Source organism: Streptococcus sp. 79 (assembly GCF_013277425.1).
In the GTDB taxonomy this organism is placed as follows: domain Bacteria; phylum Bacillota; class Bacilli; order Lactobacillales; family Streptococcaceae; genus Streptococcus; species Streptococcus pseudopneumoniae.
The window spans coordinates 56,483-82,152 of sequence record NZ_VMMW01000003.1 but is presented as its reverse complement, the minus strand read 5'-3'; the positions used below and the strand labels follow the sequence as shown (position 1 = coordinate 82,152).

Here is a 25,670-nt window from a genome sequence, read left to right as displayed (position 1 = left end):
CATTGTTAGAAATCGATTTGACTGTCCTGATCGATTTGTCCTGTTCTTATTTCATTTCTCTATACTGATAGCTAAAATGATTAAGGAGAGGCTGTTGCTTAACATGTGAACAAGTAGGGGATAGTAGATATTCTCCTTTTCTTTCACAAAAATAATAGAAAGGGCAAGACCAGCACCTAGATAACCGACTGCACCAACCCACTCGGACAAATCCAAGCTGTGCATATGAGTTAAGGCAAAAGCAAATCCGACTATAAAGATACTCAGCCAAGTTGGCAGACTTTTTCTTAAATATCTCAATAGAGTTTGACGAAAAATTAATTCTTCTACCAGAGGTCCAATAACACAAGCAAAAACAGCTATCAGTAGTGGTTGTTCTTGAAAGGCACTTTGAATATTCGACTGGTTTAGACCTTGTCCATCTAGTCCCACAAACTGCTTCAACATCTCTGATACAAATTCAAAGACAACAGTCATCAGAATGAGAAAGAGCCATCCTGTTAAGACGCCCAAGAAGAATTTTCTTTTAGTCTTTCTAATCTCCTTCCATTGTTGGATCAATCTATCCTTAAACAAGAAGGAGCCATATAAAGCTAAAACTACATAAACAAGATAATTTGCAATGACATATGGCATTAAAGAAGCCAGCAATTTAACGCCATCAAACACAAAGAGGACTGTATAGAGAATCGCAAAAATCAGAATTTCCTTATTTTTGTTAGACATCATTTAAGACCTTTCCACTCACAATCATTCTCGTGATCATCAACTAGCCCTGCAGCCTGTAGAAAAGACAATACGGCGACTGGGCCTGTGAACTTGAAGCCTCGTTTTTTGAGATCTTTGGCTAATTTCTCAGATAAGGGTGTTTTAGCTGGGGCTTGGCGATAATCAGGAACATCATTAACAATAGTTTTCCAATCAACAAAGGACCAAAGATAGGCATCAAAAGAGCCATATTCTGCCTGTAACCGTAGAAAGGCTTGGGCGTTAGCGCGTGTAGCAAAAATCTTGGCTCTATTTCGAATGATGGCTGGATTCTCCAGCATGGCTTCCAATTCGGTGTCTGTCATCTCTGCGACCGCTTGAATTTGATAGCCATGAAAGACTTCTCGGAAAGCTTGGCGTTTGTTGAGCACCGTTTCCCAAGACAGGCCTGCCTGATAGGTCTCCATACACAACAACTCAAATAATGCTTGATCATCATGGAGGGGCTGGCCCCACTCCTTATCATGATAGGCGATGTAGAGCGAGTTGGTCATCTTGACCCACGAACAACGTTTTGTCATGCTCTGCTCCTATTTGACCAACATTTTAAGAGCCAACTTGATATAGTTCTCAGCTGTATCTGTCGTTCCTTCAAAGAATTTCTTGATTTTCTTGAGCTCTGTTGCCTTGTAGCCCAGAGCCAACATGGCTTCCATAGCTTCTTCCAATTCTTGGTTTTCAGCACTTGCTTGCACTGCGACCTTGGCAGGAAGGTCATCTCCTGCAACTACTACCTTGCCTTCCAAGTCCAGCACCATCTGCTGGGCTGTTTTCTTGCCAATTTTAGGGAATTTGGTCAAGTAGGTGATGTTCTTAGTTTCAATGGCTTGAACCAAGCCAGCATTGTCATCAGCAGCGATAATAGCAAGAGCTGATACAGGACCAATCCCAGAGACCGAAATCAGACTAAGAAAGAGCTTTTTCTCATCCTCTGAGCGAAATCCATAAAGCAAATGGGCGTCCTCACGAACAACCTGATGCACATAAATCTGAGCCTCCTGATTAACCTGACCTGAATAGGCATAAGGATTGGCCACATGCAGGATATAACCAATACCATTGGTTTCAAGAACAATGTATTTGGCAGTAATTTTGGTAATGATTCCTTTTAAATATGCGTACATAGTGTTCCTTCTCTCTTATTTCGTTTATCTAGTATATCATATTTTCTTTATCCGAGGAGCGAGAATCGATTATCACAAATACAGTATATCAAAAATAATCTGTATTTATCTGTTGACATATTCAAAATTAAGTACTATAATCATCTGTAATTGAATAACTATCTTCAGGGCAGGGTGCAATTCCCTACCGGTGGTATAGCCCACGAGCCGAAAGGCATGATTTGGTGAAATTCCAAAGCCGACAGTATAGTCTGGATGAAAGAAGATAAAAGTATATTTGTGCTTTTTGCGTGCTCTGAAATGATTACTTGTCATTTCAGAGCATTTTTGTTAATCGCATAAGTTTTCTTTTGTATGCCTTGAGTAGTCCCCTATTCAAGGTATATTTTTTTTGGAGGTAGTGAGATGAGCGATTCAAAATATATGAAATTAGCAATAAAACTGGCACAAAAAGGGGCTGGTTACGTCAATCCCAATCCTATGGTCGGCGCAGTTATTGTAAAAGATAATCACATCATCGGACAAGGTTATCATGAGTTTTTTGGTGGCCCACATGCTGAGAGAAATGCTCTTAAAAACTGTAGAGAATCCCCTGTCGGAGCGACGCTTTATGTAACACTTGAACCCTGTTGTCACTTCGGGAAAACACCTCCCTGTATAGATGCTATAATCGATAGTGGTATTACAAGAGTAGTCATTGGAAGCCTAGACTGTAATCCTATTGTATCTGGAGAAGGAGTAAAGATACTTGAGGAAAATAATCTTCAAGTTACTGTTGGAATTTTAGAAAATGAGTGTCTTAACTTAATAAAAAGTTTTAGAAAGTATATTACCCAGCATGTACCCTATGTTTTTATGAAATATGCAATGACAATGGATGGAAAAATAGCCACTAAAACAAATCAATCCAAATGGATTACTGAAGAAGAGGCAAGAAAGCATGTGCATCAGTTACGACACCATGTTAGTGCAATTATGGTGGGAGTCAATACTGTTATTCAAGACGATCCTTTGCTGACATGTAGATTGGAGGAAGGGAAAAATCCTATCCGTATCATATGCGATACACATTTACGAACTCCTCTTACCTCTAAAATCGTAAAAACAGCAAATGATATTAAAACTTACATTGCCACTTCCTCTGAAGACAAAAATAAAATGAAGCTATATCAAAATCATGGCTGTGAAATACTTTCCATAAAGAAAAAAGGCAATCATATAGACTTATCGAGTTTAATGCAACATCTAGGAAACATGCAGATTGATAGCCTAGTTCTAGAAGGGGGCAGTCTAATGAATTGGAGTGCTTTGGAACAACAAATTGTTGATGAGCTGAAAATATATATTGCACCAAAAATTTTTGGAGGCAGTGCCAAGTTTCCTGTCGGAGGTGAAGGCATTTCTTTGCCAAATGACGCTATTAGATTGAAACCTTATGCTTTTTCTCAAATAGGAAATGACTATCTCATAGAAAGTGAAGTGATTTATCCATGTTCACAGGAATAATTGAAGAAATCGGAAAAGTTGAAAGAATACAGAAAGACTCTCGTAATTGTAAACTATCAATTAAAGCCTCAAAAATATTAACGGATATCCATTTAGGCGATAGTATAGCAGTAAATGGTATCTGTCTTACAGTTACTCATTTCAATCATCAATCCTTTACAGTTGATGTAATGAATGAAACATGGAGTCGAACAGCTCTTACTCTATTAAAACATGGAAGTGAGGTGAATCTAGAAAGAGCCTTATCTGTCAACGGTCGACTTGGGGGTCACGTCGTTACAGGACACATTGATGGTACAGGAAAAATCTCGTCAATAAAAAAAGATAATAATGCTGTATGGTATCAAATCAACACACAAAAAGAAATTTTAGATTTAATAGTTGAAAAAGGATCTATTACAATTGACGGCATTAGTCTGACTGTCGCTAAAGTCTCCAAAGTAAACTTTTCAGTATCTGTTATCCCTCATACCTTGGAACAAACCATTCTTAAGAGTAAACAAGTCGGGAGTACAGTAAATCTTGAAAATGATATCTTAGGTAAATATGTGCAAAAACTGATGGATAACTCTCCAAAATCAGAAATATCTAAGGAACTATTATATCAAAATGGATTTTAGCAGAAAGGATAATCAGTCAATGGAATATCGAAAAATACAAGAAGCATTAGAAGCATTGCAGAAGGGACGACTTGTTCTTGTTATAGACGACAAGGATAGAGAAAATGAAGGAGACTTAATTTGTTCTGCACAAGCAGCTACAACAGAAAATGTTAATTTTATGGCTACTTATGCCAAAGGATTAATTTGTATGCCTATGAGCGAAAGTTTAGCTAATCAATTAATGCTTTCACCTATGGTTGAAAACAATACAGATAATCATAAGACTGCTTTTACAGTTTCAATTGATTATAAAGAAACGACCACAGGTATTTCTGCCGAGGAAAGAGGACTGACCGCACGTATGTGTGTAGCTGAAGATATAACACCCTCTGATTTTCGCAGGCCAGGACACATGTTTCCTTTAATTGCAAAAAAAGGTGGTGTCCTAGAAAGAAATGGACACACAGAAGCAACTGTTGATTTATTAAAATTAGCTGGACTAAAAGAGTGTGGCCTATGTTGTGAAATAATGAATCATGATGGCAAAATGATGAGAACAGATGATTTAATTCAGTTCTCGAAGAAACACAACATTCCACTAATTACCATCAAAGAATTACAAGAATATAGAAAAGTATATGATCAGCTGGTAGAACGAGTTTCAACTGTCAATATGCCTACTAGATACGGTAATTTCAAAGCAATTAGCTATATAGATAAACTAAATGGGGAACATCATCTTGCTCTTATTATGGGAAACATAGAGGATGAAGCCAATGTATTATGTCGGGTCCACTCCGAATGTTTAACAGGAGATGTTTTAGGCTCTTTACGTTGCGATTGTGGACAGCAATTCGATAAAGCTATGAAAATGATTGTTGAGAATGGTTCGGGTGTCTTACTTTACTTGCGACAGGAGGGACGAGGAATTGGACTTATCAATAAATTAAAAGCCTATCATTTACAAGATCAAGGCATGGATACTCTTGATGCCAATCTTGCATTAGGCTTTGAAGGTGATTTAAGAGAATATCATATTGGAGCACAAATGCTTAAAGATCTGGGACTTCAGTCACTTCATTTACTGACAAATAATCCTGACAAGGTTGAACAGTTAGAAAAATATGGAATTACCATTTCCAGTAGAATATCAATCGAAATAGAAGCCAATCCTTACGATAGTTTTTATTTAGAAACAAAGAAAAATCGAATGGGTCACATTTTAAATATGGAGGAAAAATAAATGAACACTTATGAAGGTAATTTAGTAGCGAACGATATTAAAATCGGTATTGTTGTAGCGAGATTTAATGAATTTATAACTTCAAAATTATTATCTGGAGCACTAGATAATCTCAAAAGAGAGAATGTAAACGAGAAAGATATCGAGGTAGCCTGGGTTCCAGGAGCTTTTGAAATACCTCTGATTGCATCAAAAATGGCAAAAAGTAAAAAATATGATGCAATTATCTGCTTGGGAGCTGTCATTAGAGGGAGTACAAGTCATTATGATTATGTATGTAGTGAGGTATCTAAGGGAATCGCCCAAATCAGTTTAAATAGCGAAATCCCAGTTATGTTTGGTGTGCTAACGACAGATACAATTGAACAAGCCATAGAACGAGCTGGTACTAAAGCAGGAAATAAGGGTTCTGAGTGTGCACAAGGAGCTATTGAAATGGTCAACCTAATTCGTACATTAGACGCATAGAACAGACTCTACTTTTAGACGAATAAAAAAACTTGGCAAAATCGCAATTTAATACTCTGTGAAAATCATAGAGCAAACTAGGAAACCAGTCGCAGAGTGGTAAAACACAACTTCGATGTTACAGACAAAACTGGCAAAATTAGCTCAAAACACTGTTTTGAGATTACTGATAAAACTGACGTCGTTTAAAAAGAGTTTCGAAAAGAATTAGGAAAAAATGAAGTAACTATTTCCATGATAAAACGCATAAAATCAAGGTTTTTGAACACCTGATTTTATGCGTTTTTCTGATTTTGAAAATTTTTCCCAGACTTTTTTATACTTTTAATATTTCCCCAACTCACGGAGACTGGTGTGATTTTCCTGAATACGTCGGAACATCTTTTCCATATCCGACTTGGTAAAATGCACCAAGACAGGACGTCCGTGAGGACAGTTATAGGGATTGTCACATTGAGAAAGCTGATAGAGGAGTTGTCTAGCTGAATGATCATCAATACGATGATTGGCCTTGATAGATCGCTTGCAAGACATCATGATAGCCAGCTCTGCTCGGTATTTCTTGATAGAAACTTCCTTGGTCAAAAGGAGCATGTCGCACATCTCATAGATGCCTGATTCAATCTCTTCTTCTGCCATCCAAATAGGATGTTCACGTAGAATAAATTGATTTTCTCCGTACTCTGCTAGAAAGACGCCCACTTCCTCTAAGAGAGGCATTCTTTCCTTGAGACGCAGGGCATCATCCGCAGGAAATTCAAAGATATAGGGCACTAGGAGTTGCTGCTGGCTCTGGTCAACATTGCCAATGCTTTCACGGTACTCCTCGTACTTGACCCGTTCCTGAGCAGCGTGCTGATCTATGATGTAAAGTCCATCTCGCCCTTGGGCAAAGAGATAAGTCCCGTGCATTTGTCCGAAAAACTCCAACTCTGGGAAGCTGGATGCTTCTTCTCGCTCCAGTTTGTCATAAGCCTTATCGATGCTAGCAAGATCTAACTCTGGATGGTCTAGCTGGTCGTAGTTAGCAGGTTTTCTCTCTGCAAAATGCAGTTTTGCTGGCTTGGTCAATCGGTCCAAGGTTTCCTTGGCAAACAGGGTCAAATCCTGCCCTTCATCAGTCAATTCTACCTGATAATCAGCCACCTCAGCTTGACTAGGTATTGTCGGCTCAGTTTTCTCATAGTAGAGCGTATTTTCTTTGAGTGGGAGAATAGTTTGCTCCACCTTCTCACGATTACGCACGGTCGATTTGGCAAGATTTTCCAAGGCATCTGGAATCAAGGTTTGTTCCTTGAGACTATTTGCAATAGCTTCTGAGACCAACGTCATCAGTTCTTTTTCCTTGGAAATCCGCACCTCTTGCTTGGTTGGATGCACATTGACATCCGCTAGATAAGGGTCGATATGGATGTGAATGACAGCCAGTGGAAAACGTCCAACCATAAGCTTGCTTCCGAAACCATCCAAAATAGCACGATTGAGCAGGAAGTTCTTGATATAACGACCATTGATGAAGAGGCTGATATAATTGCGGTTAGCCCGAGTCAACTCAGGCAAGGACACAAAACCTGAAATTTCGAAATCTAGGTCAGAGTTCTCAATTTCAATCATCTTCTTGGCACTGACCAAACCGTAAATCCCTGCGATTGCTTGGCGCAATTGACCAGTCCCTGCTGTCCGCGTCATTTCCTTGCCATCACTGATCAAACTAAAAGAAATCTCAGGATGGGCCAAACCCAGACGGTTGACAATATCAATGATATGAGACAGCTCCGCTTGCTGACTCTTCATATACTTGAGGCGGGCAGGCGTGTTGAAGAAGAGATCCTCTACACAAACCTTGGTTCCCACAGGACTAGTCGCTGGGATGACTTCCTCAACTTCACCCCCACGCGCGACTAACTTGGTTCCGTGACTTGCGCCCTCAACTGCTGTCAAAAGAGTTAAAACGCTGACGGATGCGATAGAAGGCAGAGCTTCACCACGAAAACCAAGCGTCCGAATCCGAAAAAGATCTGCTTGATTTTTTATCTTACTGGTCGCATGGCGACGCAGGGCTAATTCTACTTCATCGTGGGCAATTCCATGACCATTATCTGTGATTTGGATTTTCTTGAGACCAGCTTCCTCAATCTCAATGATAATCTGACTAGAGCCCGCGTCAATGGCATTTTCTACCAACTCTTTGACCACACTGGCAGGACGTTCAATGACCTCCCCAGCTGCAATCTGGTTTGCCAACACCTCTGGTAATTCAATAATATGAGACATCTTTCAGCCCCTTTCCGTATCTATTTTCCTAGAAATTGATTAGTGCTATTATACCATATTTCAGAAAGAACAGAAAAGCTCCACCACATAGGAACCAAATCCCTCCACATAGACAAAGTACCTTGCCAGAGGGAGTAAAATAGTGGTATACTCAATAAAAATCAAAGAGCAAACTAGAAAGCTAGGCGAGGGGAGAAAGTCTTTGAGCGGACTTCAATTGTTGCAGGACAAGTAGACGGAGAGTTTATAGCTCCCATGATTTACAAGGAGAGCATGACGAGTAACTTCTTTGTGGAATGGTTCAAAACGCAATTCCTGCCTGCTTTAAAGACATCTCATGTCATTATCATGGACAATGCTAGTTTTCATCCCAAGAACATTTTGGATGAACTTTGCATTCAAGATAAACACTTTTTCTTACCTCTACCACCTTATTCACTGGATTTGAATCCTATTGAGCAAGCTTGGGCTATCTTGAAAAAGAAAGTAACAGATTTATTAAGGGAAGTCCCAACTATTTTTGAATGTTTGGAACGCTTTTTAAAACTAAATGACTATATATACTTACTCCACTTTTTTATACAAAAAGAAAAATCGCTAGTCCTAAGAATAGCGATTTAATCACGTTTTTAAGCTACTAATGTAGTTACTCTATTATTTAAGATTGCTTGTCACGACACCATATTTTTCAGAAAGTTGTGCCCAAGTAGCACCTTGTTTTCTCAATTCATAGATATGAACTTTATCTTCGTAATTGAGTTTCATCAAAAAACACCCCAAAAGTTAGAGTTTTCCTGTCTAACTTTTGGGGTGCGGTTCACCTATATGAGCCAACTTTCTTATTGTCAATATTTTTGAAAAAAACAATTTTAAATTAGATGATTTTTCTTTACAAAATAAATAAGAAATCAATATAAATTCCAAAGTTCCCAAAGAAATAACTAACAGATTAGCAAAAAAATAATCCCAATTACTATTCATAAAGTCCTCTATGGTTTGTGTTAGAACAAATAAAAATGATGGAAAACCTATCAAAACTACGATCGCAATTTCTATAAAGATACCAATAATCATTAAAATAGAGTAAATACTTGCAATAATATTTTTCGATTTTCTTTTAGTAAAAAAGTTCTTTAACACCATTCTAGACTCATTCATAAGATTTCTTGAATTTGATAAATCTGAAATCAAATAATATAAATCTGTTTTTAGATAGAACTTAAACTCAAACAATATACCAACAATGAGCAGAAACTCTGCAATTCTAGTAATACTAAATAAAAGTCCATTCTTTAGAATAATTGAACATAAACACAATAATGATAAAATAAATAAGTCACATATTATACCCGATAAGTATACAATAATTCTTTTTGTCTTTCCTAAAATCCAAATATTATCAATTTTAGTTTGGAACACAAAATAAAATAATCGCCGACCAATTCCAACATGACCTAATTCACCACTCAATAGTCTAATTGCCATAAAATGACTAAATTCATGCAAAAATACTAAAATAAAATCCAGAATTGTTATAGTAAACGTAATTAATAATAACGACCTAGAAAAAAATATTTGCTTATAATTCAAATTAAATAAGTCGGAATGTTTAGCAATAATAAAAGAGTAAATAGTAATTAAATAGATAAGTAATGCAATAAAAAATTTTTTGGTAAAAATCTTTTTTAATATATCTTGAGTAATCAATGGAAAACTAATCCCATCAATATTAATAGTTTCTGACTCAAATTTTTTACCATCAGCATACTCTATAAAATTGAGTTCAATTAAATTTCGAATAAACTCATCTATATCTTCTACTTCATAATTATCATATTCATCTAAAATGATTTTCTGGTGATAAATATCATTAATAATACCGATAGTATCATAAGGTATTTCTATATATTTATTTATAGAAGTTCTACCAATAATGATTGTTTCTTTTGATTCCTGACGTAGAAAAAAATCAGAAAAAAACTCAATATTTCGATAAGTATTCTTCATAGTACAATACCTCAATTAACCCTGACCAATCTAAGATGCATCCTACAAAATCAACAATATCTAGCCCGGGCATTTCATATGTATCAGGAGTATTGACAGAAGAAGTTGCATCTTCTATATAAGTAACTTTAAATCCTCTATCATTGAATATAATTGCACTAAACAGACAACAATATTCGGCATTAAATCCACATATTACTACTTCATCAACGTTATTTTTCTTCAATATCTCTAATAAATCAGTTTGGATAAAAATATTCGGTGTACTCTTTTCTATAATATAGTCTGATTTAGATTCCACAAAACTTTCTAAGTCAGACTTAGATTTATCACTAAAATAGATAATAGAAGTTGGTTCATAATCAATATGTTTTGTCGAAATAATAATACCCTTCTTTTCTTTTATGTAATCTAGCAATGATTTTATATTAGACAATTCTTTATCAAACTGTTTTCCCGAAATCATTCCCTTTTGACAATCTAAAATAATAAGTGCCTTCATAATGTCTCCAACAATCTAATTGCTCTGGTTAATATTTTTTTTACATTCTTCAAAGACGAGTTATTTCTATCTAATAGGGGATTAAACTCTACAACATCTAATCCAATAATATTTATCTTATCAAATAAATCAAGAAAAGAAATTAATTCATCTATCTCAAAACCTTCTGGAATTTGATATGCCGTTCCAGGATTATTCATAGGTTCTAGTATATCTACATCTATTGAGAGATAGAATTTTTTATTTCTATTCTTGTTTATCATATCGTTAAGTTGATTAAAATCAGTTATAAATAAATCATCTCTTGTTTCATAAAATGGTAATCTAGGTTCTCTAACTCCAATATGCCATATCGAAACGTTTTCCTTTTCTCTAATTTTTTCAACATAATTATGATGATTAATAGGAAGAAATTCACTAGTTCCAGCACAGTCAAAATGAGCATCAAATTTAACATAAATAATTTCATCTTTATTTCTTTGAGTTAATCCTTCCAAAATCGAATAGGATACTGAATGGTCACCACCAAAACCAAGAATTTTTTTATTTTCTACTTTACTAAGATTGTTTATTACTCTTTCATGAAACGCATTATATCCTTCTCCAGGAATATAAAGAATATTCCCAAAATCTTCAACATACCTTCCGAATTGACTTGAATAAGTAAAAGAGCAAGACTGGAAATAAAAATCATTACTAGTTGATGAAAAACCAGAGTAGTATCTTCTAATATAATTCGGCGCCTCCTTAGAACCTGTAGATCCAGTAGATCCTGAATCATATGGAAGACCCACAAATAAAATTCTTTTATCATAGTCATTCATATCACTATCAAAAATAGAATTTCCAAGCTCTCTATTTAAAATAATCGAATTTTTATTATTACTAAGTAAATTTAAATCTAACATCATCTTCTTTACTTGAGCTAATTCACATTCTGAAATTTCAAACTTTCCAAAAATTTCGGACTCTTCTTCGTTGATCAAAGAACATATAACATCATAGGTCAATTTATTTATATTAGCCTTTTGTCCTGTTTGCAAATTAATCAACTCTATTAAATCACTGTCAATCAATTTTACTGAAATGGATTCTTTCTTGATGTCCATAAGCTAGCTCCTTTTTTAAAAAGAGTTCGGGACATCGTCACCAAACTCTAAAACGATTAGTATCAAACTAACGAATCAAAAATAATCGAACCTTTTTTACCAATTTATAAAACTATCGTTCTAAATTAATAATGACACTAATCATAAAATAGATAAAAGCTCGATTATGTCCCAAAAAGCAAAGTTCTAAACTTCACTATGATTCTGGATTAATAGTATTACGACCGCCACGCTTTGTGAGCTCGACAGTGTCCAACACTTTAATCTCAATTTTCTTAGGCTTTTTATTATCTGCCATGAGACTTTTCCTCCTAATTAATTAGTAGTATTGATTAACGTCCCTCTCCAGGGACATGATGACAACAAAAACAATCTTGATTAGTTTCTATACTTTCATATGAAATATCGTAATCTCTATAATCAATTGTCAGGATTTTATTTAGGACCCTAGGTTTTTCTATATCAGTAATAAATCGGATAAAATCAAATATCATGAATGATGTGATACAAGAAGATGTTGCAGCCAAACAGTTATTTTGTGTTGCATACCCATTTTTTAAAACTTCATTATACTTCACAAATCCCTCTGATGATTTCATCTTCAAATTAAGTTCCCTACAATTAAAACAACTTGATTCCCCTGGAATAATCGTTTGAAAATATGAAGACGCTTCACTATTGCCACCATACAACCAAGCCACTCCAGTTTTAAAACAGGCTTCGTTAATCCATTTATAAATCCAAATAGAAGGTTGATCGGCAGCACAAAATACAAAATCAATTTCATGATCGTTTATTAATTTTTCCACATCAGCTGGAGATGTAACTTTTAGCTGATAGGTAATAAATTTGATACTACTATCAAATTCAGAAATCTTATTTGTGGCACATTCTGATTTGAGCTTACCAATATCAGACTCATTATAAAGAATTTGCCTATTTAAATTAGATAAATCAACACTATCAAAGTCAACTCCAATTATAGTACCTACCCCTAGTGCTGATAAATTCATTACCAAAGATGAACCAACACCTCCTAGACCAATTACTAACACATTCGAATCAATTATCTTTTTCATGTAATCTATTTTGTGATTACCAGACGCATCAAAATTAGATAAAAAATTCATAGTTCTACTATGTCTTTCAATTTGGTTAGGAGTTAGTTCACTATTCAAAGTTAGTTCAAAATCTTCTAAAACGACAGGATAGTTTTCTAACTCGCTTAAAATTTCTGACACTTCTCTAATAGTGATAGTTGGGAAATCAACAGAAAGTAAATCGGCAATGTCTTCCTCGCTATGAAAACCATCACAAAGTTTCAATATATTATACACTAGATGGTCATCATCTGATATTTCTAATGCAAATCCAGGAGTAGAACCTATTGATAATTTATTTTCATACGGAATTAGAGCTAACTGCTTTTTGAAATATGGTTTTCTCATTTTTTATTTTCCAATCTTTCAAATTTTATTTCGGCATAATATTAGCTGGACCTGGATCAATCCCTCTAGCTATCTTATGAACTTGAAGTGTTCTCGCAATCCCTAACAGAATTAATCCAATAACTAATACAGCAACTATTTTCTTAAACAAACTTCTCATATACCTCTCCTTTTTTCTTGCATTTATTTTATCACTTCAAAATTAGCTCGTCAAGTATTTTTATAATGTTTTTTTATTTTTTTTTGTTTGATACTTTTTTGTATCTAAACTAAGTTTGAAAAACGATGCTCACTTGAACACCGTATTCATTATTCTGTTATATCTGCAATGTAATGCTCAACTTTCAAAGCCATTGACATGTTTTCCTCTAATTTGTAAAGGAAATGAGCTGTCTCAAAATATTCTTTCACTGAACTTTTAGAAGAGAAATTTTCACTTACGTTTCCCATCAATAAGTACAAATCAGCCAAAAGATAATTCGTTCTGTAAGCCTTACATTGTTTTATAGTAGCTGTAATTTTAGTAATAGCTTCTTCAATATTTTTCTGTAACCATAGATAACGACAAACGTTGTAGTTAAACTTAATAGATAGCTCTAACTCTTCGATTGTACTCAAATTGAGTTGATTTACTCGATACTCTAGTTTTTCACGAATTTTATTGAAACGACCTAAATCTCCAATATCATAGTAAAAATTGAATAGGGTGTTTGAAACTTGGAGATAGCTCAAATCAGATACACTTAACTGTGATAATACCCCCTCTAATCGTACAATCGCATCTTCTTTCTGTCCGTAAAAATAAAAATCTATCAGAGATTTTATCCATTCCATGTAGATTTTATCTGCTAAAGATAAGCGATGTGACTTTACATTTTCTAATTCATATATATATTTTAATGATTCATAATTGCGATTTGTGATAAAGGTCTGTACTAATTTCTTAAACTCTGATAACTCCTCAACTTTCTCTACAACCTGCTCATCAAAAAAATAATCCATACTGACTTTTAACTTCTTAGCAAGGGCATTCAGGAAATCCGCTCCAGGGGTAAACTCTCCGCTCTCTAATCGACTGATTTGCCCCTGTTTACAGATACCTTCAGCTAGTTCTCGCTGAGACATTTTTAATTCTTTCCGTCTATTTTTTAATCTTGTTGCTAATAGTGTGCCCACGTTTGCATTTTCCTCTTCTATTTGATTTCAGTTTTAATTGTAACATGATTAAATCTAAAATTCAAATCAATGATTTGAAAGATACAAATTGTAGATAAAATCTATTTTGTAATTCATCGTCAACTTATTTACTTTCCATTTCTTCATTCAAACGCTTTATAAACTTATTCAGCTTCAACGCCACTTTTCATACCTATCACTTTCTAATTCCAACTGTTCCCCTAGTTCTTTCAGCCCCTTTCCGTATCTATTTTCCTAGAAATTGATTAGTGCTATTATACCATATTTCAGAAAGAACAGAAAAGCTCCACCACATAGGAGCCCAATCCCTCCACATAGACAAGGTTCCTTGCCATGGGCTATAAAATAGTGTTTAATAAGGATATACAGGAAGTGATCACAACCTTGTATAACTGAAAAGGAGAGAAAACTATGAAAGTAGAACTACAGATTAGTGAGACTTACGAGGAGGAAAAGCTGATTGTCCAAGCACCTCAAGAAACCGAAAAAGTCCAGAAAGTCATCGAGTTCGCAGAAAATCTGGATCGAACAGAAAAAATCAAAGGAAAGATTGATAATCAGGTCTATCTCGTTAAGATTGGTAAGATACAACGCTTCTATATCGAGAATCGGAAGGTTCTAGCAGAAACCGCGAGTCAGACCTACACCATTGACTTACGACTCTATCAGGTCCTTGAAATTCTGCCAACCAATTTTATCCAAATTTCCCAATCAGAAATCATCAATATCGATTTCATCTCTCATCTCAAGCTCACCCCCAACGGCCTAGTAGAAATTTTCTTGAAAAACGAAAGCTTCACCTACTCTTCACGCCGTTATCTAAAAACCATCAAGGAGAAATTAGAACTATGAAAAAACAAGTATTTCACGACGCAGCCGCCGGTGTTCTTATCGGCCTCATCCTCTCTATCCTCTTTTCACTCATTTATGCACCAAATACCTACGCACCGCTCAATCCCTACTCTCTCATCGGCCAAGTGATGACTCAACATCAGGTTCACGGTGCCCTGGTCTTGCTCTACTGTACTCTTATCTGGGCAGCCATCGGTATTCTCTTCAACTTTGGTAAACGATTATTCAGCCGTGACTGGAGCATGCTTCGTGCGACGCTTTCCCATTTCTTCCTCATGCTGGCTGGCTTTATCCCACTGGCAACTCTGGCAGGTTGGTTCCCTTTCCACTGGTTCTTCTATCTCCAGCTCATTATCGAGTTTGCGATTGTCTACCTCATCATCTGGGCTATTCTTTATAAAAGAGAGGCTAAAAAAGTAGACCACATCAATCAACTCTTGGAGCATAGAAAGTAAGGATCTCATAATAAGCAAATCCGAGAAAGAAACTTCTCGGTTTTTCTTTACCTTGCTATCATAACAGTTATTTTCAGATCTTCTTTGTGAATTTTCTGTAATTTTCTATCTTTTTTCAAAATATTCTTGCATTTTCCCAAAGTTTTTTGTAGAATATAGATTACATATCCAGATTATTCTGAAAATTCAAAAAGGAGCATCTATCATGTCACAAGCTATTTCCTTAAATCAATCAACCTGGGCAAGCAAGCTAAAAGCAATGGGACCTGGAATCCTAATGGCAACTGCCGCTGTTGGAGGTTCCCACATTGTATCCTCAACTCAAGCTGGCGGTTCTTACGGTTGGTCTCTACTTCTCTTGGTCATCTTAGCCAATGTCTTTAAATATCCATTTTTCCGTTTTGGTGCTGAATACACAGCTGATACTGGAAAGACTTTGGTTGAAGGTTATGCCGAAAAAGGAAAACTCTATCTCTGGATTTTCTTTATCCTCAATGTCTTTTCGGCTATGGTCAACACGGCTGGTGTTGCCATTCTGTGCTCAGCTATCATCGCCAGTGCCTTCCCAATGATTGGACTTAGCATTACTCAGTGGTCCCTCATTCTCGTTGCAATCATTTGGGCTATGCTACTCTTTGGAGGCTACAAACTTTTAGACGGCATGGTCAAATGGATTATGTCTGCCTTAACCATTGCAACTGTTCTTGCAGTTATCATCGCAGCGGTCAAGCATCCAGAATACAGTTCTGATTTTGTCGAGAAGACACCTTGGCAAATGGCAGCTCTGCCCTTCATCGTCTCCCTCCTAGGATGGATGCCGGCTCCTATTGAAATTTCAGCTATCAATTCGCTTTGGTCAGCTGAAAAGAGAAAGACCGTCAACTTTAACACAGAAGATGCTCTGTTTGACTTTAACACTGGTTATATTGGAACAGCTATCCTAGCCGTCTTCTTTGTAGCACTGGGAGCACTGATTCAGTATCCTACAGGGCAGGCGGTTGAAGCTGCTTCAGTCAAATACATCTCTCAATTCGTGGGCATGTATGCCTCTGTTCTTGGCGAATGGTCCCGTTACTTGATTACTTTTATTGCCTTCCTCTGTATCTTTGGAACAGTTATCACTGTTATCGATGGCTATTCTCGCGTTAATCAGGAATCTCTCCGACTGCTAATCAGTCAAAAAGAGGACAATCGTAAATCTTTGAACATCTGGATGACCATCACTGCTATCATCGGTATCATCATTATCAAGTTCTTCGCTGGTCAGGTTTCAACCATGCTCCGCTTTGCCATGATTGGCTCTTTCCTGACAACACCTTTCTTTGCTCTTTTGAATTACGCCTTGGTAACACGTGAAAACAAAAATCTTCCTTCTTGGCTCAAACACCTTGCCATTGCGGGATTGATTTTCCTCTTTGGCTTCGCCATCTTCTTTATCTACGCACTCGCAATCGGAAAAGCAGGATAATCGACAAAGCGCGAGATGAAGATAAGGTTTCATTTCAAGAGAAAATTCAGCAAATATTTCTATGATAAAAAGCATAAGAACAAGGTTTCGAAGACCTGAACTTATGCTTTTTTGCGTTCTCAAAGACTGTTTATACTCAAAAAACAGTTGAAAAATCCCAAACGCCTCTTATATTGATTTTAATTCTCCCTTTCCAACTCATACAAATCTGCGATAATAGCTGCGACACGTTTGATATCTTCCAGCATGCCTCGCATTTCAAAATCAGCCAATACAGGGAAACCAAAACGTTGACTGTATTGCTTGGCTGTCAGGCAGTATTGGTTATTAAAGTTACGATTTCCTGAACCAACCACACCAAAACACTTACTAGCATTGTAACCATAGGCGATAAAATCTCCCACTGGTGTCGTCAAAATCTCGACATCTCCGTTATCCACACCATTCCCACCTTCGAGATAGGTCGGCAAAAAAGCGACATAGGGATGGTCCATTTCATAGAAATCGTGACCTTCCTTGACCAAATCCTTGATATGAATCTTTTGAACCTCAATCCCTTTGTACTGGGACAAGAGATAGTCTTTCAGGCGCGTCACAAAACTTTCAGTGTTGCCACTCAAACTGATATAAACTAAAGAAATTGTCTTCATATGTACCTCCATGATTTTATCTATAATCGAAAAATAACTACCAAGATTGTAACTTGATAGTTCTTTTTTGTCAATACTTAGGCAAGATCTTCTGTTTCCTCTTCTTCAGCCAAGGCTTTTTGTTGACGCCATATCTTGTAGAAGACAAGGGCTAGGAAGAGAATATTGATGACGATAGAGAGAATGCTAACGGCTTGTGAAATAACACTTATCCCTAAACGCATGGTTTCATCGTGAACTAACTGCACAGCGTCCTGTAAACCAACATAGCCATAAATCGAACCAATAATGGCTAGCAAAACATAGCCGACATAAGTATAATTTGCATACTGCAAATTCTTACGAATAAGGAAGACAATCGCTACAACCACTAAAATAGCAGATAGCACAATCAAGGCCATATTAAAAATAGAATGAGTTGATTCTGCTACTCTATAGCTGTAATTGATGTTGTCTTCTAATTGCTGAGCACTGACCCCTGCAACTTGTTTCTGAGCGGCACGAAGGGCTTCTTTGCTAGGTAAGGGACTCAACATTCCAAACAGAGACATAGCTGAAATAAGGGCAGACAAGATTAGCAAGACCCATAGATAAATTGGTTTCTTTTTCATAATAGAACCTCCTGATAATATTATTCATATTATAGCACTTTTTGCAAAGGAATACAAATCTTATAGTATCGTTTCTACCTGTTTTCGGTAAGCTTTTGGCGATTTTCCGCACAATTTTCGGAACACTTTATAGAAATATCCAAGGTTACTGTAACCAACAGCATAACAAATATCTTCGATACTGTCACTGGTTGAAAGCAAGAGCTGCTGGGCAGCCTTAATACGTTGTTTGTTTAGTAACTCTGCAAAGGTCGAATCGGTTTCTCGCTTAATCAACTGCCCTAGATAGACAGGATTGATAAAGAGAGCCTTACTGATATCCTTGAGGGAAAGCTCTTTTTGGTAATCACGACCAATGATTTCCAGCACACTGACCACATTTTCATTCATACGGTATTGACCGAAAAAGCTGGTCAGAGTTTCCTTGATATAAGAAACCAATTCATCGAAGGATTGAATAGCATGAATGGTTTTGACGATGTCTGTCAGGTCATCAGCTTTGAGATGCTCAAATAAATGAAAAACATCCATGACAAACTGAATAAAAAGCTGTTTAGTAATCGGAACACGCGGTGTATTTTCAAGAACTACCTTCTCCAAGAGATTTAACTCTTCTACGATTTGATTGAGATTTCCCTGAATGATAACCCTATAAATCGGTTCGTAATAGGCAAAGAGACTCTCATACTGCTGCAAATTTACAGAACCGTAAAAGAGGGTTTTCTCAGCATTCAGCTTCCAGCGTTCAAAGTGTTCTTGATAAGGAGCTTCAAAAGGTGTAACAACTAAGCCATCTAGGGGTTGGTCAGAAATGAAAATCTGCCAGTCTTGGCCCAAGACATAGTAGGGAATGGTGAAGGAACCTTGTTTTTCCTTGGATAGACCTCCTTATCCCCTAAATAACTAACAAATCCAGCCTCGTCTAATTCTTGACTAAGAGTCTGACTTTTCTTCCCTCTCTCGCCGAGCTGACCTGCAATCTTCTCCAGCAGATTTCCCAGCTCTACCTTATCAACAGGCTTGACCAAATAGTCCACCACACTAAGGTTCATTGCTCTTTTTACATAATCAAACTCCTGATAACCTGAGAGCAGGATATAGGCAGCATCTGGTAAGATCTCTTTCATCTCCCGAATCATATCAAGCCCTGTTTTGTCTGGCATATTGACATCGGAAATGATGACATCGACAGGATTTTCCTGAACATATTCTAGAGCTTCATCGGCATGACTGGCTGTTGCGACGACCTCCATATCCCACTTATCAAAGGGAATCAAACGCTTCAGACCTTCTGTCACCATGTACTCATCATCTACTAATAATACTTTATACATTTTCTCCCTTTCTACTCATCTTGAATTGTAATACGATACTGAACACCGGCTTGCTCTGCAGACTCTATAGTAATGGCATAGCGGTCTCCAAAATAGAGCACAAAACGCTCGTGTACATTGACAATCCCGATAGACTGCCTTTGATCACTGTAGCTGGCTTGGTGTTCAAAATATCTCTGACTTAATTTTTCTCGGATATTTGCCAACTTTTCAGCCGACATTCCTCTACCATTATCGACCACCAAAATTTCCACAAAACCATCCTGTTTAAGAGCCTTGATGCTAATCACATTATCTGTCCGCCTGTGGTCAACACCATGCGCGAAATAGTTTTCTACCAGCGGTTGCAAGGTAAACTTGGGAATCTTCATATTCTCTAACTCTGGATCTATCTTGAAACCATAGGCAATGGACTTGGGATAGCGAACCATGCAGAGATAGCTGTATTTACGGCAAAATTCCAATTCCTGTTTGAGGAGTGTTTCTCTTTCGTCAGAAATATTGTTACGCAAGAGACTACTGAACTCATAAATGATATCTGCCAACTCATCTTGACTCTGCATAACTGCATACATGCGCAAGAACTCCAGCGTATTATACATAAAATGAGGGTTGATTTGCGCCTGCAGGGCTCGCATATTGGCATCTTTTTGACTAAGCTCTAACTGGTAAATATCATGGATATTCTTTTCCAATCGATCCAACATATCATTGGTCGTCTCCGCGATTAGGAGTAATTCCTGATCTTTTTCGGAAATGTCAATCCGACGCCCCTCTTCGCCTTGAGCAATGACTTGAATGGATTCTACTAAATCCACTACCTGCTTTTGGTAATTAGCAAAAGTCTGCCTCAAAGTCAGATAAAGAATGACAATAAAGAGAAGGCTCAAGCTCACAATCAAAGCAGAGCTAGTCACTGTTCCTTGTAAAACAAAGTTTTTTGGAACTGCCACCTGAACCTGATAACCATGAGAAGTTAAGCCAACTAGCCAATTTTCACTCTCCTTATCAACTGTCTCACCAATATTAAAAATCTCCGTATCAAAAGGTGAGGTCACTGTTACTGCCATCGGAGTATGACCTCTAGTATTATCAATGGCATGGTATAAAACAGCAGGATCCAAGGAGATGTAAATCACTCCTAAATCTTGATCTGACACTGGATCTGACACCGGAATGGCAAAACTATTTCCTGCTGGTTTGAAATCCTCAGCCCTGATTTTTTCTCCACTACGTTTGTCTTTAGTAGAAACATAGACTTCCTTGTAATCTTGAAAAGCAATGGCCACTCCAGTTACAAAATCATTTCGAACATAGAGATCATCAACATTTTCATGCAGAGAGACTGATACATAAGGCGAAGCTTTCCGCTCTAATTGCCAGTAAAAATAGTCTGGCATGCTAAGGCTAAAGTACTTATAGATTCCCTCAATACGAGCTTGATTTTCAACTAAAGCCTGAGCTATCTGGGTTGACTCTCTATGGTAATATTCAATTTCACTCACTGTTCGAGCAGTTACACGCTGGGCTACTCTCTGGGCTTCCTTTTCCCGTGAATCCCAGTCAGCGTAAGAGAGTAAGATTGCAAAACTCGCAATAATAATCATCATAACTGAACTGTAGGTTCGCAGAAGCGTATGTAGCCAAAACTGCTTCATCCTACTTTGTCGCCAATTTTTCATGGATACTTTCATAGACCGGTTCCAACATATCACTGATAAAGAAATGCCACATCCCAATTCCTACAAAAAATAGCAGGGCAGGCATATAGTAACCAATTGCTACAAGTAGCACAGTCCCAAGGAGAACCTTGGCCACAGCTGCTAGACTCATAAAAATGCCAATCAAGGATAGTTTGAGACTATTTCGATAAGACAAGTCAAAATAAACTTGTAATTTCAAAGATACTGTATAAGCCAAAAAGATCAGGGCAACTACTAGAACATTAAAAAAGGTCGCAATCAAATGAATAATAGTCTGATGAGGCAATTGCACCAAGAGATACAGGCCATAGACCAAAACTAGATCCACCCCTAAAAAGCTATAGAAGATCAGGTTGCTTGAGACAAAATTTTGCTTGTAAAGAGACCAAGCCTCCTTCAAACTGTATTCCCGAAAGCTATAACCATGTTCTGCATACAAGCTCATCAAGGTGGCACTAGCCGGCGCTAGACCAAGGATAATCCCTCCTGCTAAAGTTAATAGCCAAAAGAAGGCTGTCGCAATCATCCCTAAAAAGAAACGATTAAAGACAAAGTCTAAAAATCTCCCCATGATATCCTCCTAAAAATAACTATGAAACTATTATATCATATTTCAAGCGTTTTCAAAAACTTCTAGTATCCATTTACAATCCCACCAAACCATGGTAAAATGAGAATTGTGAAAAAATTATCAGGAGACAATTCATGGAAAAATCTATCTTAACTACACTGCTTTTTGCAGTTCTTTACTTCCTCTGCATGGGGATTGGTGTTCTTTTGGGCAATCTCCTTGACCAAACTGGAAACATGTTTTATGCGCCTGCTTTTACTGCCCTTGTCGGCGGTAGCGTCTATATGATTCTAGTCGCAAAAGTTCCGCGCTTTGGAGCCGTTACCACTATCGGTCTTGTTATTGCTCTCTTTTTCTTGGGAACTAAACACGGTGCCGGTGCCTTCCTTCCTGGAATTATCTGTGGGCTGCTAGCAGATGGAGTAGCTAACCTCGGAAAATACAAGAACCAAACTAAGAATTTCCTTTCTTTCATACTCTTTGCCTTTAGCACAGCAGGACCAATCTTACTCATGTGGATTGCACCCCAAGCCTATATGGCAACCCTTCTAGCAAGAGGAAAATCGCAAGAATATATCGACCGTATCATGGTTGCGCCAAACCCTGGAACTGTCCTTCTATTTATCGCAAGTATTGTCATCGGAGCCCTAGTGGGTGCCTTGATTGGACAAGCCTTGAGTAAAAAATTTGCACAGAAAATCTGATTAGTTAAAAAGAGCCAGGCGGCTCTTTTTTATTTATGGCTCAAGACTTGGTCAAGAAGTCTCCCAAGAATTGATACTCTTCGAAAATCTCTTCAAACCACGTCAACGTCGCCTTGCCGTAGGTATATGTAACTGACTTCGTCAGTCTTATCTCCAACCTCAAAACAGTGTTTTGAGCAACCTGCGGCTAGTTTCCTACTTTGCTCTTTGATTTTCATTGAGTATGAATTTAAAGATAATCAAAATGATAATGATGGTTGCCAAGATAGTTTTATCGTGATTGTAGCGGTTAAATCCATAAGCGATGACTACGTTACCAATACCGCCAGCTCCAACCGCACCAGCCATAGCTGTTTCACCAACAAGGGAAATCAAGGTTACAGTCGTCACACGAATCAAATCTGGAAGACCTTCTAGTAAGCCTGATTTGCCTAGGTTAAACTTTTTTACCTGAAAAACTTCTTTTTTCTAGTGATAAAATTAACCCTATCACACTCACTACCAAAAATACCCACCAACAAAGCCTGATATCTTGCAAAGCTAAGAAGGAAAATACAGACATCCCCAAAGGTAATGTTAGGGAAACAATCATACTCAAGAGATTATTACTTCGAGCTAATACATCCGCGCTCAAATTAGACAATAACAGAGTATCTAATTTAGGCATTGATTTCGACATCAAATACATGACAAAGGTTAAGCAGGCAACACCTACTAGAGGAGAAAAATCTAAAATATTAGCAGTAGCAAGCAAGACAAACAGACTTGCATTGAGCGATAGCAAACTTGAAAACGACCATTTACCAAAATAATCATGGGGAGTTAGGCTACCAAGAATAGCTCCTCCCAAGCTAACACATTCAATTAAAAAATAGGGCTTGAGCATAGCTGAGATGATAGATAGTATTGTCTAATAAGTAAAAGTGATAAATACCTCCAACAGCTCCTCCCAAAGTATTCATTACCAAAATGACAAGAATCATTTTAAACAATGATTTACTTTCTCTCTGTCTAAATATATCATCCATGTCCGCATAGATTGCCTTAACTTGTTGAAGTAAACTAATAGGCTCATTCTCTATCGTTACAGACAAATGCGTCAATTCTCTTCTATTTTTGAACAAAATAAGAGAAGATAGTAAAAAGAAACCAGCATTCACAATTGCAACAAAAGAAAAATTTTGGTGGCTTGTTGTGAGTAACCATAATCCTAAGGCTTGACCTCCTAGATTTGATAAATAGGAAACAAACTGAGTAAAGGAATAAGCTTCATAGAGCTTATCTTCCGAAATATTATGCTGGATAATCGGCATACGAAGGCCTGCTGTATAATCTGATAAAATATCCGAACAGATATTAACCATACAGATAACAGCAAACGTTACGAAGTTCTGATCATGAATCACACTAGCAATCAAAAGAAATAGTAGACTTTGCACACAACCAACCCAGATAATTGTCCCTGCTTTATTCCGAGTATGATCAGCCTTAATCCCAACATAAAAAGTAAATAGGAAAGGTAAAATCGTAATCATATTCGCCATAAATACAGCTATATTTTTAAAGGGTAGACTCGCAGCATAAACAATAAATACCAGATTATAAATATAAGCTCCACTTGAGCTTAAAAATCTCGATAAGGTCAGTATTCTAAATAAATGATGTTTTAAGAATAGTTTCATAATAGACCTTTCTCACATTTCAAAGAGTATTCTATTGAATCCAGTCTAACAAAAAAAGCGGGACTCCCCACTTTTTTGTAATATATTTTTTCTGAAAATAGAAACTCTAGCGCCTAGAAATTGCTAATTATCAATCCATCTACAAGCCTATTTATTTTTCATCAGTCGATGTAACGAGAATATATTACAAATCTTTATTTGAAAGCTGATTTGCAAAATAGTTTTCATAGTATCTTGCACCATCTATATACTCTAAATCTTGTAAGATTGTAATGCCTCTCTGGATTTTTTCAAGACCCTTATTTTTATATAAAAAATAGCATAAAAATCTAGTTATCCGCATAAAAACTGGACTTATCACACTTTATCAAGGTCAAAACCACTCAATTTACTACTAATTTACTACTTATGAATGAGCTTTGATACGACGATTTATCCTTGAAAAGTGAAGATATAAAGATACTTCCAATAAAATTTGAATATTTAATAGGTAGACACTTCAAAAAATGAGGTGTCTATTTTTTTACCCGATTTTGAAAGGAAGTGAACTTATGAAAACAAAAAATCAAGAATCAAAAGGTCGTTCCCCACTCTTTAAGACCATCAAACATTCATTCAGCCAATAAAAAAGAAAGGATAGGTAAAAATATGGAACTTAAATTTGTGATTCCCAACATGGAAAAAACATTCGGCAATTTAGAATTTGCTGGCGAGGATAAAGTCGTTCAGCGAAGAATCAACGGACGGCTAACTGTCTTATCAAGAAGCTATAATCTCTATTCTGATGTTCAAAGAGCAGATGATATTGTGGTGGTGCTTCCTGCTGAAGCTGGCGAAAAACATTTCGGCTTTGAGGAACGTGTGAAGTTAGTCAATCCACGTATTACCGCAGAGGGCTACAAAATCGGCACTCGTGGTTTTACAAATTACCTTTTACATGCTGACGACATGATAAAAGAATAAAGAAAGAGAGGAAAAATGATGAGATTAGCAAATGGCATTGTATTAGATAAAGACACGACTTTTGGAGAATTGAAATTCTCTGCTCTACGTCGTGAAGTGAGAATCCAAAATGAAGACGGGTCGGTTTCAGATGAAATCAAGGAACGTACCTATGACTTAAAATCCAAAGGACAAGGACGCATGATTCAAGTAAGTATTCCTGCCAGCGTGCCTTTGAAAGAGTTTGATTATAACGCACGGGTGGAACTTATCAATCCCATTGCGGACACCGTTGCTACTGCCACCTATCAAGGAGCAGATGTTGACTGGTATATCAAGGCAGACGATATTGTGCTGACAAAGGATTCTAGTTCATTCAAAGCTCAACCACAAGCAAAGAAAGAACCGACACAAGACAAATAGTCGCTAGGTAGAAAGGAGACTTTTTCG

Annotated in this window: 26 protein-coding genes, 4 pseudogenes and 1 riboswitch; of the genes and pseudogenes, 11 read left to right on the top strand and 19 right to left on the bottom strand. The window is 36.9% G+C overall.

Features of this window, described 5'->3' with window-relative positions:
* Positions 1-51 precede the first annotated feature (51 nt).
* The 3 genes from HT729_RS01530 to ruvA are packed head-to-tail and all read right to left on the bottom strand — an operon-like array spanning position 52 to position 1,892.
* Positions 52-729: a type II CAAX endopeptidase family protein gene (locus HT729_RS01530; protein ID WP_138705957.1), complete on the bottom strand. Its 678-nt coding sequence runs from the start codon at positions 727-729 to the stop codon at positions 52-54.
* Entirely contained in the window at positions 726-1,289 is a 564-nt protein-coding gene (locus HT729_RS01525) for a DNA-3-methyladenine glycosylase I (RefSeq protein ID WP_138705956.1), read from the bottom strand. Before HT729_RS01525 ends, HT729_RS01530 begins: the two co-directional genes overlap by 4 nt.
* A gap of 9 nt (positions 1,290-1,298) precedes the next feature.
* The gene (ruvA, locus tag HT729_RS01520; RefSeq protein ID WP_016397224.1) at positions 1,299-1,892 is read right to left on the bottom strand and encodes a Holliday junction branch migration protein RuvA; all 594 of its coding nucleotides are present in this window, start codon (positions 1,890-1,892) and stop codon (positions 1,299-1,301) included.
* Between the two features lie 156 nt (positions 1,893-2,048).
* Positions 2,049-2,163: riboswitch (FMN riboswitch) on the top strand.
* A 134-nt stretch (positions 2,164-2,297) separates the two neighbouring features.
* On the opposite strand from ruvA, the gene ribD reads away from it, so the two are divergent.
* Genes ribD through ribE (HT729_RS01500) form a run of 4 tightly spaced genes read left to right on the top strand, consistent with a single transcriptional unit; the run spans position 2,298 to position 5,711 of the window.
* Entirely contained in the window at positions 2,298-3,398 is a 1,101-nt protein-coding gene (gene ribD, locus HT729_RS01515; RefSeq protein ID WP_050102115.1) for a bifunctional diaminohydroxyphosphoribosylaminopyrimidine deaminase/5-amino-6-(5-phosphoribosylamino)uracil reductase RibD, read from the top strand.
* Positions 3,383-4,018: a riboflavin synthase gene (gene ribE / locus HT729_RS01510; protein ID WP_000493848.1), complete on the top strand. Its 636-nt coding sequence runs from the start codon at positions 3,383-3,385 to the stop codon at positions 4,016-4,018. The genes ribD and ribE (HT729_RS01510) overlap by 16 nt, the downstream gene beginning before the upstream one ends.
* 19 nt (positions 4,019-4,037) lie before the next feature.
* Complete coding sequence (locus HT729_RS01505) at positions 4,038-5,243, top strand: bifunctional 3,4-dihydroxy-2-butanone-4-phosphate synthase/GTP cyclohydrolase II (RefSeq protein ID WP_000456639.1); 1,206 nt, start codon at positions 4,038-4,040, stop codon at positions 5,241-5,243.
* A complete protein-coding gene (ribE, locus tag HT729_RS01500) occupies positions 5,244-5,711 on the top strand; it encodes a 6,7-dimethyl-8-ribityllumazine synthase (protein ID WP_001099498.1) in 468 nt (155 codons plus the stop codon).
* 324 nt (positions 5,712-6,035) lie between these two features.
* On the opposite strand, the gene mutL is transcribed toward ribE (HT729_RS01500), so the two are convergent.
* The gene (gene mutL / locus HT729_RS01495) at positions 6,036-7,985 is read right to left on the bottom strand and encodes a DNA mismatch repair endonuclease MutL (RefSeq protein WP_054388104.1); all 1,950 of its coding nucleotides are present in this window, start codon (positions 7,983-7,985) and stop codon (positions 6,036-6,038) included.
* 201 nt (positions 7,986-8,186) lie between these two features.
* Between mutL and HT729_RS01490 the strand changes: the two are divergent.
* Positions 8,187-8,519, top strand: a pseudogene (locus tag HT729_RS01490) (IS630 family transposase); the annotation flags it as partial.
* 120 nt (positions 8,520-8,639) lie between these two features.
* On the opposite strand, the gene HT729_RS11730 reads toward HT729_RS01490, so the two are convergent.
* The 7 genes from HT729_RS11730 to HT729_RS01465 all read right to left on the bottom strand — a co-directional run bounded on the left by HT729_RS11730 (position 8,640) and on the right by HT729_RS01465 (position 14,227).
* Positions 8,640-8,750 (bottom strand): fucose isomerase, encoded by a 111-nt coding sequence (locus HT729_RS11730; protein ID WP_191995007.1) that lies wholly within the window; start codon positions 8,748-8,750, stop codon positions 8,640-8,642.
* Between the two features lie 33 nt (positions 8,751-8,783).
* Positions 8,784-9,992 carry a hypothetical protein gene (locus tag HT729_RS01485; protein WP_050971331.1) on the bottom strand — a complete coding sequence of 403 codons (1,209 nt, stop codon included), beginning with the start codon at positions 9,990-9,992 and terminating at the stop codon, positions 8,784-8,786.
* Entirely contained in the window at positions 9,967-10,494 is a 528-nt protein-coding gene (locus HT729_RS01480; RefSeq protein WP_050223301.1) for an isochorismatase family protein, read from the bottom strand. Before HT729_RS01480 ends, HT729_RS01485 begins: the two co-directional genes overlap by 26 nt.
* A complete protein-coding gene (locus tag HT729_RS01475; RefSeq protein ID WP_050223302.1) occupies positions 10,491-11,603 on the bottom strand; it encodes an arginase family protein in 1,113 nt (370 codons plus the stop codon). The genes HT729_RS01480 and HT729_RS01475 overlap by 4 nt, the downstream gene beginning before the upstream one ends.
* Before the next feature lie 332 nt (positions 11,604-11,935).
* A complete protein-coding gene (locus HT729_RS01470) occupies positions 11,936-13,051 on the bottom strand; it encodes a ThiF family adenylyltransferase (protein ID WP_050223303.1) in 1,116 nt (371 codons plus the stop codon).
* 25 nt (positions 13,052-13,076) lie between these two features.
* Positions 13,077-13,211, bottom strand: coding sequence for a hypothetical protein (locus HT729_RS12330; protein ID WP_264175886.1), 135 nt, complete (start codon positions 13,209-13,211; stop codon positions 13,077-13,079).
* Between the two features lie 149 nt (positions 13,212-13,360).
* The gene (locus HT729_RS01465; RefSeq protein WP_172931582.1) at positions 13,361-14,227 is read right to left on the bottom strand and encodes a helix-turn-helix transcriptional regulator; all 867 of its coding nucleotides are present in this window, start codon (positions 14,225-14,227) and stop codon (positions 13,361-13,363) included.
* Between the two features lie 432 nt (positions 14,228-14,659).
* Here HT729_RS01465 and HT729_RS01460 point away from each other — a divergent pair, with 432 nt between their 5' ends.
* The 3 genes from HT729_RS01460 to HT729_RS01450 all read left to right on the top strand — a co-directional run bounded on the left by HT729_RS01460 (position 14,660) and on the right by HT729_RS01450 (position 17,023).
* Entirely contained in the window at positions 14,660-15,100 is a 441-nt protein-coding gene (locus tag HT729_RS01460; protein WP_172931581.1) for a LytTR family DNA-binding domain-containing protein, read from the top strand.
* Positions 15,097-15,555, top strand: coding sequence for a DUF3021 domain-containing protein (locus HT729_RS01455; RefSeq protein WP_172925821.1), 459 nt, complete (start codon positions 15,097-15,099; stop codon positions 15,553-15,555). Before HT729_RS01460 ends, HT729_RS01455 begins: the two co-directional genes overlap by 4 nt.
* A 205-nt stretch (positions 15,556-15,760) precedes the next feature.
* Positions 15,761-17,023 (top strand): NRAMP family divalent metal transporter, encoded by a 1,263-nt coding sequence (locus HT729_RS01450; protein WP_100104346.1) that lies wholly within the window; start codon positions 15,761-15,763, stop codon positions 17,021-17,023.
* 179 nt (positions 17,024-17,202) lie between these two features.
* On the opposite strand, the gene nrdI is transcribed toward HT729_RS01450, so the two are convergent.
* The 5 genes and pseudogenes from nrdI to HT729_RS01425 all read right to left on the bottom strand — a co-directional run bounded on the left by nrdI (position 17,203) and on the right by HT729_RS01425 (position 21,892).
* A complete protein-coding gene (nrdI, locus tag HT729_RS01445) occupies positions 17,203-17,673 on the bottom strand; it encodes a class Ib ribonucleoside-diphosphate reductase assembly flavoprotein NrdI (protein WP_172925823.1) in 471 nt (156 codons plus the stop codon).
* A 77-nt stretch (positions 17,674-17,750) separates the two neighbouring features.
* Positions 17,751-18,284 (bottom strand): hypothetical protein, encoded by a 534-nt coding sequence (locus HT729_RS01440; protein ID WP_050356471.1) that lies wholly within the window; start codon positions 18,282-18,284, stop codon positions 17,751-17,753.
* Positions 18,285-18,344: 60 nt separating this feature from the next.
* Positions 18,345-19,618 (bottom strand): annotated as a pseudogene (locus HT729_RS01435) (response regulator transcription factor).
* 11 nt (positions 19,619-19,629) lie between these two features.
* Positions 19,630-21,300, bottom strand: coding sequence for a sensor histidine kinase (locus HT729_RS01430; RefSeq protein WP_119919987.1), 1,671 nt, complete (start codon positions 21,298-21,300; stop codon positions 19,630-19,632).
* On the bottom strand, positions 21,278-21,892 hold the full coding sequence (locus HT729_RS01425; RefSeq protein ID WP_119919986.1) for a YesL family protein: 615 nt from the start codon (positions 21,890-21,892) through the stop codon (positions 21,278-21,280). The genes HT729_RS01430 and HT729_RS01425 overlap by 23 nt, the downstream gene beginning before the upstream one ends.
* 134 nt (positions 21,893-22,026) lie before the next feature.
* Between HT729_RS01425 and HT729_RS01420 the strand changes: the two genes are divergently transcribed.
* Positions 22,027-22,596, top strand: a complete 570-nt coding sequence (locus tag HT729_RS01420; protein WP_000415698.1) for an MptD family putative ECF transporter S component — start codon at positions 22,027-22,029, stop codon at positions 22,594-22,596.
* A gap of 92 nt (positions 22,597-22,688) precedes the next feature.
* Here the strand turns inward: HT729_RS01420 and HT729_RS12325 are convergent, their stop codons facing one another.
* From HT729_RS12325 to HT729_RS01410, 3 genes and pseudogenes are all read right to left on the bottom strand, one after another.
* A complete protein-coding gene (locus HT729_RS12325; RefSeq protein WP_257379697.1) occupies positions 22,689-22,814 on the bottom strand; it encodes a hypothetical protein in 126 nt (41 codons plus the stop codon).
* Positions 22,792-23,010 (bottom strand): annotated as a pseudogene (locus HT729_RS01415) (hypothetical protein); the annotation flags it as partial. The pseudogene HT729_RS01415 and the gene HT729_RS12325, both read right to left, overlap by 23 nt.
* 22 nt (positions 23,011-23,032) lie before the next feature.
* Positions 23,033-24,278: pseudogene (locus HT729_RS01410) on the bottom strand (transporter).
* A gap of 648 nt (positions 24,279-24,926) precedes the next feature.
* Here HT729_RS01410 and HT729_RS01405 point away from each other — a divergent pair.
* Both HT729_RS01405 and HT729_RS01400 read left to right on the top strand, forming a co-directional pair.
* Positions 24,927-25,241, top strand: a complete 315-nt coding sequence (locus HT729_RS01405; protein ID WP_000420682.1) for a YdcP family protein — start codon at positions 24,927-24,929, stop codon at positions 25,239-25,241.
* A 15-nt stretch (positions 25,242-25,256) separates the two neighbouring features.
* Positions 25,257-25,643 (top strand): YdcP family protein, encoded by a 387-nt coding sequence (locus HT729_RS01400; protein ID WP_000985015.1) that lies wholly within the window; start codon positions 25,257-25,259, stop codon positions 25,641-25,643.
* Positions 25,644-25,670 lie beyond the last annotated feature (27 nt).

Coding starts and splice junctions, on each gene's coding strand:
- HT729_RS01530 (WP_138705957.1), bottom strand. CDS start 729: ATGATGTCTAACAAAAATAAGGAAATTCTGATTTTTGCGATTCTCTAT.
- HT729_RS01525 (WP_138705956.1), bottom strand. CDS start 1,289: ATGACAAAACGTTGTTCGTGGGTCAAGATGACCAACTCGCTCTACATC.
- ruvA (WP_016397224.1), bottom strand. CDS start 1,892: ATGTACGCATATTTAAAAGGAATCATTACCAAAATTACTGCCAAATAC.
- ribD (WP_050102115.1), top strand. CDS start 2,298: ATGAGCGATTCAAAATATATGAAATTAGCAATAAAACTGGCACAAAAA.
- ribE (WP_000493848.1), top strand. CDS start 3,383: ATGTTCACAGGAATAATTGAAGAAATCGGAAAAGTTGAAAGAATACAG.
- HT729_RS01505 (WP_000456639.1), top strand. CDS start 4,038: ATGGAATATCGAAAAATACAAGAAGCATTAGAAGCATTGCAGAAGGGA.
- ribE (WP_001099498.1), top strand. CDS start 5,244: ATGAACACTTATGAAGGTAATTTAGTAGCGAACGATATTAAAATCGGT.
- mutL (WP_054388104.1), bottom strand. CDS start 7,985: ATGTCTCATATTATTGAATTACCAGAGGTGTTGGCAAACCAGATTGCA.
- HT729_RS11730 (WP_191995007.1), bottom strand. CDS start 8,750: ATGAAACTCAATTACGAAGATAAAGTTCATATCTATGAATTGAGAAAA.
- HT729_RS01485 (WP_050971331.1), bottom strand. CDS start 9,992: ATGAAGAATACTTATCGAAATATTGAGTTTTTTTCTGATTTTTTTCTA.
- HT729_RS01480 (WP_050223301.1), bottom strand. CDS start 10,494: ATGAAGGCACTTATTATTTTAGATTGTCAAAAGGGAATGATTTCGGGA.
- HT729_RS01475 (WP_050223302.1), bottom strand. CDS start 11,603: ATGGACATCAAGAAAGAATCCATTTCAGTAAAATTGATTGACAGTGAT.
- HT729_RS01470 (WP_050223303.1), bottom strand. CDS start 13,051: ATGAGAAAACCATATTTCAAAAAGCAGTTAGCTCTAATTCCGTATGAA.
- HT729_RS12330 (WP_264175886.1), bottom strand. CDS start 13,211: ATGAGAAGTTTGTTTAAGAAAATAGTTGCTGTATTAGTTATTGGATTA.
- HT729_RS01460 (WP_172931581.1), top strand. CDS start 14,660: ATGAAAGTAGAACTACAGATTAGTGAGACTTACGAGGAGGAAAAGCTG.
- HT729_RS01455 (WP_172925821.1), top strand. CDS start 15,097: ATGAAAAAACAAGTATTTCACGACGCAGCCGCCGGTGTTCTTATCGGC.
- HT729_RS01450 (WP_100104346.1), top strand. CDS start 15,761: ATGTCACAAGCTATTTCCTTAAATCAATCAACCTGGGCAAGCAAGCTA.
- nrdI (WP_172925823.1), bottom strand. CDS start 17,673: ATGAAGACAATTTCTTTAGTTTATATCAGTTTGAGTGGCAACACTGAA.
- HT729_RS01440 (WP_050356471.1), bottom strand. CDS start 18,284: ATGAAAAAGAAACCAATTTATCTATGGGTCTTGCTAATCTTGTCTGCC.
- HT729_RS01430 (WP_119919987.1), bottom strand. CDS start 21,300: ATGAAAAATTGGCGACAAAGTAGGATGAAGCAGTTTTGGCTACATACG.
- HT729_RS01425 (WP_119919986.1), bottom strand. CDS start 21,892: ATGGGGAGATTTTTAGACTTTGTCTTTAATCGTTTCTTTTTAGGGATG.
- HT729_RS01420 (WP_000415698.1), top strand. CDS start 22,027: ATGGAAAAATCTATCTTAACTACACTGCTTTTTGCAGTTCTTTACTTC.
- HT729_RS12325 (WP_257379697.1), bottom strand. CDS start 22,814: ATGAAAATCAAAGAGCAAAGTAGGAAACTAGCCGCAGGTTGCTCAAAA.
- HT729_RS01405 (WP_000420682.1), top strand. CDS start 24,927: ATGGAACTTAAATTTGTGATTCCCAACATGGAAAAAACATTCGGCAAT.
- HT729_RS01400 (WP_000985015.1), top strand. CDS start 25,257: ATGATGAGATTAGCAAATGGCATTGTATTAGATAAAGACACGACTTTT.